The organism is Streptomyces sp. MBT53, assembly GCF_016654115.1.
Taxonomy (GTDB): domain Bacteria; phylum Actinomycetota; class Actinomycetes; order Streptomycetales; family Streptomycetaceae; genus Streptomyces.
Window position 1 is genome coordinate 1 of the sequence record NZ_JAEQAZ010000318.1, and the last position, 6461, is coordinate 6461.

The 6461-nt window shown below is 71.2% G+C and carries 3 protein-coding genes; all 3 read right to left on the minus strand.

Features of this window, described 5'->3' with window-relative positions; translation table 11 throughout:
- Nucleotides 1–4432, minus strand: a 4432-nt coding sequence (locus JHN45_RS49460) for a DUF3367 domain-containing protein (RefSeq protein WP_236584972.1), incomplete at its 3' end; no start/stop codon positions are given.
- Nucleotides 4429–5232 carry a class I SAM-dependent methyltransferase gene (locus tag JHN45_RS49465; RefSeq protein ID WP_374195693.1) on the minus strand — a complete coding sequence of 268 codons (804 nt, stop codon included), beginning with the start codon at nucleotides 5230–5232 and terminating at the stop codon, nucleotides 4429–4431. The genes JHN45_RS49460 and JHN45_RS49465, both read right to left, overlap by 4 nt.
- Nucleotides 5229–6383 (minus strand): glycosyltransferase family 4 protein, encoded by a 1155-nt coding sequence (locus JHN45_RS49470; protein ID WP_201056024.1) that lies wholly within the window; start codon nucleotides 6381–6383, stop codon nucleotides 5229–5231. The genes JHN45_RS49465 and JHN45_RS49470 overlap by 4 nt, the downstream gene beginning before the upstream one ends.
- Nucleotides 6384–6461: the final 78 nt, after the last annotated feature.

Genomic DNA, 6461 nt, shown 5'->3' on the forward strand with positions numbered 1-6461 from the left:
GGTGCGGGTCGGTGGGGGCTGGTCGCGCCCGCGCGGCGGAGCCGCTGATGTCACTGCCCCGCGCCCCTTCAGGGGCGCCTTGTGCCGGCGTTGGTCGAGAATCCTGGTGGCCCGGGCCGCGTGCCGAGATCGTGGGACCGGATTCGATCGCCTCTGGACCCTCCGCAGCGTTCGGCTCCGGGTCGGTCTCCGACCACCTACCGGCCAGCTCCTCCCAGGTCCTTGGCCTTTCCTCGCCCATCGCGCCTGTCCCGCGCTCCCGTTGAGGCAGCGGTGCCGGTGGCAGGACCAGCGTCGAGTCCGGGGACTCCTGGGCCCGCCACTCCCGGACGCTCACCAGGCCAGCGAACAACCCGATCAGCGCAAGGAGTTGGGCCGCGCCGCTGAACGCTCCCTCGCCCGCGCCCACCGGGTCGCCCGCCCCCGTCGCCGCCACGATCCCCGCGCCCGCCAGCGCCACGAACGCGATCGGGACGAGCAGCGCGTGGCGGCGGTATGCCAGTAGCGCCAACGCCGGTACCAGCAGCGCGAACCAGCCCGCGATCACCACTCCCACCAGCGTCAGTGCCACCGTGCCCAGCCACAACCCGGGCAAGGGCGGGGGCGGTTGGAGCTCGTCGGGATTGGGCTCTCGGCGGCGCCAGATGACCAGGGCCAGGAGGACGGCCACCGCCGCACCGCTGCCGATGAGGCCTGCCTCGTATGTTGTCGCCGGGGTGTAGGACAGCTTGATCGTGCCGCCCGAGCCTGCGGGGACGCGCCAGCCCTGTTGCCAGCCGTCCAGGCGGACCGGGGACAACTCCTTGCCGTTCAGGGTGGCTTTCCAGCCGTCGTTGTAGTTCTCGTACGTGGTGAGGTAGGAGGCCGCGCCCGAGCCGACCGTCACCTCGCGGCGGTCGCCGAGCCAGTCCACGACCCGTAGGCCCCGACCGGCGTCCGTCGCCGGTGTGACACTTCCCCGGGTGAGTGTCACGTCTGTCAGGGAGAGGGGTCCCGCGTCGCCGGCCTCGACGCGGTGCGTCCCCGACGTCAGCTCCAACGCCGGGTCGCCCTTTCCCTCCTGACAGAGTGTCACGTCGACCGACCGGCGCTCCGTCAGGTCCCGTACCGTCCCCGTCACGCTCGTCCGGTACAGCTCGCCGTCCACCGCCACCACCGGGCCCTTTCCACAGGCCAGCGTGAAGGTGCGGGTGGGGTCGGGCTGGGGGGTGCGGTACTGGTCGAGGGCGGGAATGTACGCCTCGGTCAGGCCCACGGGGAGTTGGAGGTTCTCGTCGGCCACCGGGTTGTGGAGCGTGAGCGGGGCCGTCTTCGTGATCGTGATGTCGAGGTGGTCCGTGGTGATGGGGTCGAAGCGGACCACGCCGTTCTCGTCGACGCCGGCGATCGTCGCGCCGTCGGGGGAGCTGATGTCGACCTCGGTCGCACGGGTCGAGAGACCGCCTGCCGGGGCCAACACCACTTCTCCCACTGCCTGTTTGCCGGTCCAGGACAGATGGATGGTCGGGCGGTCGCCCGCCACCCAGCCCGTCGTCAGGTCGCCGTCCGTCAGGTTGCGGGCCGAGAGACCCGCCCCGAGCGCCGCCGTGGAGTCCGCCGTCGCGGTGATGCGGTGCTGCTGGGCGGGGGCCACCTCGTAGAGGAGCTTGTCCAGCTCCTCGCCGGGGATCGCCACCGCGCTCGCCTTCATCTCGTACGTTCCCGCCGTCGGTGTCGAGAACGTGCGGTGCAGGCCCGCTTCCGTGCCCGTGGGGGAGAGACCGGTCGGGTCGGCCGTGCGGTGCAGGGAGATGATCTCGGAGGCGGCGTCTGAGGCGTTCGCGTCCGTGGGGAGTTTCAGGAGCCGGGTGACCTGGACGTGCGGCAGGGCGATCTCGGAGAAGCCCGCGCCGGTGAGACCGGTGCGGCGGGCCACCGAGTCGACGATGGTCAGCTTCATCCAACTCGTCGTGCCTGAAGGGGCTTTGATCGTCTGTGTCATGCCGTTCGGCTGGAGGTAGCTGGTCGCCGAGCCCTTCGCCGTCTCCACCCTCACCTCCGTGGCCGCCGCCCGCACGCTCTCCTGCGGGAGCGGGGTCACCTTGAACGAACCCGGCATGTCGTACGACCCGCCCGTGAAGGCGATGCGCAGCCACTGCCCGTTCGGGGAGCCCGCAGCGCCCTCGGCCCACGCGGTGTCGGGGTTGCCGTCGAAGGCGTTCACCGGGTCGAACTGGGGCAGTTGGAACAGCCAGTTGCCGCTGGAGGACGCCGTCACCGAGCGGGCGCCGCGCAGCTCGGCCACCGTCTGATGGGCGATGCCCTTCGTCGGCAGGATCTGCTTCGGCTTCTTGCCCGCGTCCTGCACGGCGTCCGGCGCGTTGCGTTCGTCGGGGGTGTACGTGTACGAGGTGTTGGCGTCGACCAGGCCGAACCGGGTGTCCGCGCGCCGCAGTCCGTCGCCGAGGATCTGGAGGGCGGGGGAGCCGAGCCCCGGATGGTTGTCGCCGGTCAACACCGTTGCCCGGCCCCGGAGTTCGGTCGCGAGGGGCAGCAGGGACTCCGGTCCGCCGGAGACCACCGCCGTGTCGGCCACCGGCGTCAGGCCCGCCTGGCCGGGGCGCCGGACGTCCTTGTCCGTCGGCTCGTAGATCTCCACCGCCCGTTGGCGCGGGTAGAGGCCCTCGACCTGGAGTGGGGTGTCGTTCGCGATCCGGCCGCCGGTCATGACGGGGCCGAGGCCGGTCACCCGCTGGTAGCCGGACTGTTCCAGGGCGCGTTTCACGGTGGTCGTGGGGACGTAACCGATCTGGTCGGGGTCGAGGTCGTTGCGGACGACGACGTAGTAGATGCCCGCGCGGCTCAAGTAGTCGGCCAGGCCCGGGACTTCGCCGCCGGAGTCCAGCGCCTGCTCCACCGCGTCCATCGCGCGCCGGTTGCCGGGGGTGCCCATCGGGACGTAGTCCCGTTCCGCCCAACGGGAGTTGGCCAGGACATCGAGGGGCTCGTCGATGGGGGAGCCCCAGGTGTAGATGCCGTGCGCGGTCGCCGGGACGACCAGGGCGCGGGAGTCGGGGGAGTACTTCTCCAGCCAATCCGCCGTGGACTGCCAGTACTTGGGCAGCTGCTGGAACGAACCCGGGTTCAGGATCGACCCGTTGAGATACGGCCACGCAAGGCCGGGGAGGACGAGGACCACCGCGATCAGCGGGGCGAACCGGCGCCCCCGGACCGGGCGGGCTCCGCGTGTCTCGGCCGCCACACCCACCAGGTGGGCCAGACCGAGGACGAGTGCGAGAGCGAGCCCCGCCTGGAACTTGTAGATGTTGCGGAAGGGGACGAGCGGGCCGTTCAGCCAGTCCTGGACCAGCCCGTGGAAGGGCGCACCGAACGAGCCGCCGTACCCGGCGAACAGGATCAGCGCGACCGACACCGCGACCAGCACCAGCCAGCGCCGCTCCGGCATGTCCCGGCGGGCCAGCCCGGCGAGACCGAGCCCGGCCGCGAGTGCCGAGCAGACGATCACGATCACCGAGGAGGCGACCGTCCAGCCGGCCGGTATCCAGGCCTCGCCGAGGTGCAGATAGGCGACCCAGTCACCGGCTCCGCGCAGGCCCTCCGTCGCCGACATGGTGTCCGTCGTGGTCTGCGAAGTCTCCACGTAGGGAAGGAAGTTCTCGCCGTAGACACCGAGCATGAGGAGCGGGATCCACCACCATGCCGTGGCCAGCACGACCCCCGGCACCCACCAGGCGATCAGCTTGCGCTGCCGTGGTCCGGCCGGGCGGGAGAGCAGATACAGGCCCACCGGGAACAGGGACGCGAGGGTCGCCGCCGCGTTGACCCCGCCCATGAACGGGACGATCAGCGCCGAGCGCAGGGCGGCCACACGGGCCGTATAGCGCTCGTTGGTCAGCGGCAGCAGGACCCAGGGGAGGAAGGCGCCGGGGAGGGCGGCGGCCGAGGTCGAGCCGACGACGATCGTGAACACCGGCCACAGCGCGTAGGTCACGGCGGCGAGCAGTCGGGACGCCGGGTTCCCGACCCGCAGCCGCTCGGCCAGCCTCAACGCACCCCAGAAGGCCACCGAGACGACGAGGGACAGCCACAGGCGTTCCGCCAGCCACACCGGCAGGTGCACGGCGTGGGCCAGCCAGTAGAACGGCAGCATCGGCCAGAGGTAGCCCGCGTACTGGTCCTGGATACCGCCGAAGGAACCCCGGTCGTGCCACAACTGGCCCAGATCGGAGAGGAATTGGCCCGGGTCGACGGTGACGCCGAGCTTCGTGTCGAAGGTCTGCCGCCCCGGATGCACGACGAGGAACAGCACGAACACCACGGCCCAGAACCCCAGCAGCCAGCGCCACGACCTCGGACCCTCCGGGGGCCCCGCCAGGGTCGTGGTGGTGGGGTCGGCCGCCGGGGGCGGTGTCTGGACCGTGGTCGCCGTCATCGTGGACACCGCCGGAGGATGAGGAGGAGGTTCCAGGTGGCCAACTCCCTTATCCCGGGCGCCTTGACGACGGCTCGGTCGAGGAAGGGCCAGTAGCGGGAGCGCGCCGCGACGACCGTGACGTCGTCGCGGGCACGGACCTGCCGCAGGGTGGCGCCGATGTGCACGGCGAACAGGTTCTCGCCGAGGGTGTGCTTGGCGGGCTTTCCGGTACGGCGCCGGTAGCGGGCGCGGGCCCGTTCGGCACCGAGGTAGTGCCAGGGCGCCCACTCGTGACCGCCCCACGGGGACAGCCAGTTGGTGAACGACACATAGATCAGCCCACCGGGCCGGGTCACCCGCGTCAGCTCGCTGAGGAACGTCTGCGGATCGGCCACATGCTCAAGGACGTTGGACGAGAAGGTCACATCGGCGACCCCGTCGGACAGGGGCAGCAGATACCCGTCCGCGACGACCGCCCCGTCCGGCGGTTTCTGCCCCAACTCCCGTACGTCGGGCTCGAAGAGGTAGGCGTGGGCGCCGCGCCGCCGGAACTCCTCGGTGAAGTAGCCGCTGCCACCACCGACATCGACGACCGTGCGGCCGGTGACGGGGCCGTCGTAGGCCTCGACCTGGTTGACCGCGTCGGTCGCGAGCAGTGAGTAGCAGGACTCCGGGTCGTCCTGTTCGTGCAGGAAGGCTCGGAAGAGGGTCAGGGAACGGCGGAAGGAGGGGTCCTTGAAACTCCGGCGCGGTGTCGCGCCCCTTGAGGGGCGCGGGGAACTGCGCGCCCAGCCACAACGGCGCCGCACCCGCCTCACGACCCCCAGCCCCTCACCGCCTCGGCGGCAACAGCCCGAAACTGTCTGACGGTTCGATCCCAGCGATAGCGAGCGGCACGGTCACGCGCAGCCTTGCCCATCGCCTCACGTCGGCGCCCGGAAAGAGCCAACGTGCACCAGGCCGCCGCGAAAGAAGATTCCCCACGCGCCAGTACCCCCGTCTCCCCGTCCACGACGGAGTCCCGCAGTCCAGGCACGTCGAACGCGATCGCCGGCGTCTCCCTGGCGGCAGCCTCCGTCACCACCAGCCCCCATCCCTCCAGTGCGGACGGATGCAGCAACAGCCAGGCAGCGCAGAGGAGTTCATGCTTCCGCGACTCCGAGACATGCCCGGTGAACTCCACCCCGGGCCCCGCGAGCCGCTCCAGGGACGCACACTCAGGACCGTCACCGACGATCAGAAGACGCCCGCCGACCACGGGACGTACCCGCTCCCACAGCCGTAGCAGCAGATCGATCCGCTTGTACTCGACCAGCCGCCCCACCGCCACGAACAACGGCTCCGGCGAGCGCTCGGCACAGGGGCCGGGTTCCTCGACTCCGTTGTGGACGACCCGGATCCGGTCCCGCTCGATCCCGATCCCGCGCAGCGCGTGCGCGGTGGAGGGAGAGACCGCGACCAGCAGGCCGCGATGCTGCGCCCCGGTCAGCGCCCACTGTTCGAGCCGTCGGCCGATCCGTGCCGCCGGGGCCATCGGGCCGTCGAACCGCATCCTCCACACGTCCGTGTGGACGTGGTTGACCAGGCAGATCGTGGGGCCGTGATGCCAGACGGGAGCGAAGTAGGGCATGCCGTTGCACACCTCGACCAGCAGATCGCAGTCACCGATCGACCGGGTGAACGCCGCGCGGGCGCGCAGGAAGTGGCCGTAGGTGCCGCCCGCCGACACGACCCGGTAGTCGCGGTAGGCCGCGGGGCCGCCGCACAGCAGGGTCACCTGGTGGCCGAGCCGGGTCAGTCCGTCGGCGAGTCTGTCCACGAGGAGTTCGGAGCCGCCCGCCGAGGGGTTGTCGAGGTCCCGGTGGGCGAGGAACACGATGCGGCGCGGTTGCGGCACCGGCGCCGGGGAGTGCTGCGCGGCCGGTGGAGACGCGCTGCGCAGCGGGTGGTGGGGCACGTGCTGGGGCATGGGTGCTCCAACTCGTCTCGGGGTGCGGAACTCTGCGGGAACACAGGGGGACAAGGGCTGGCAAGGGCGGGCAAAGGG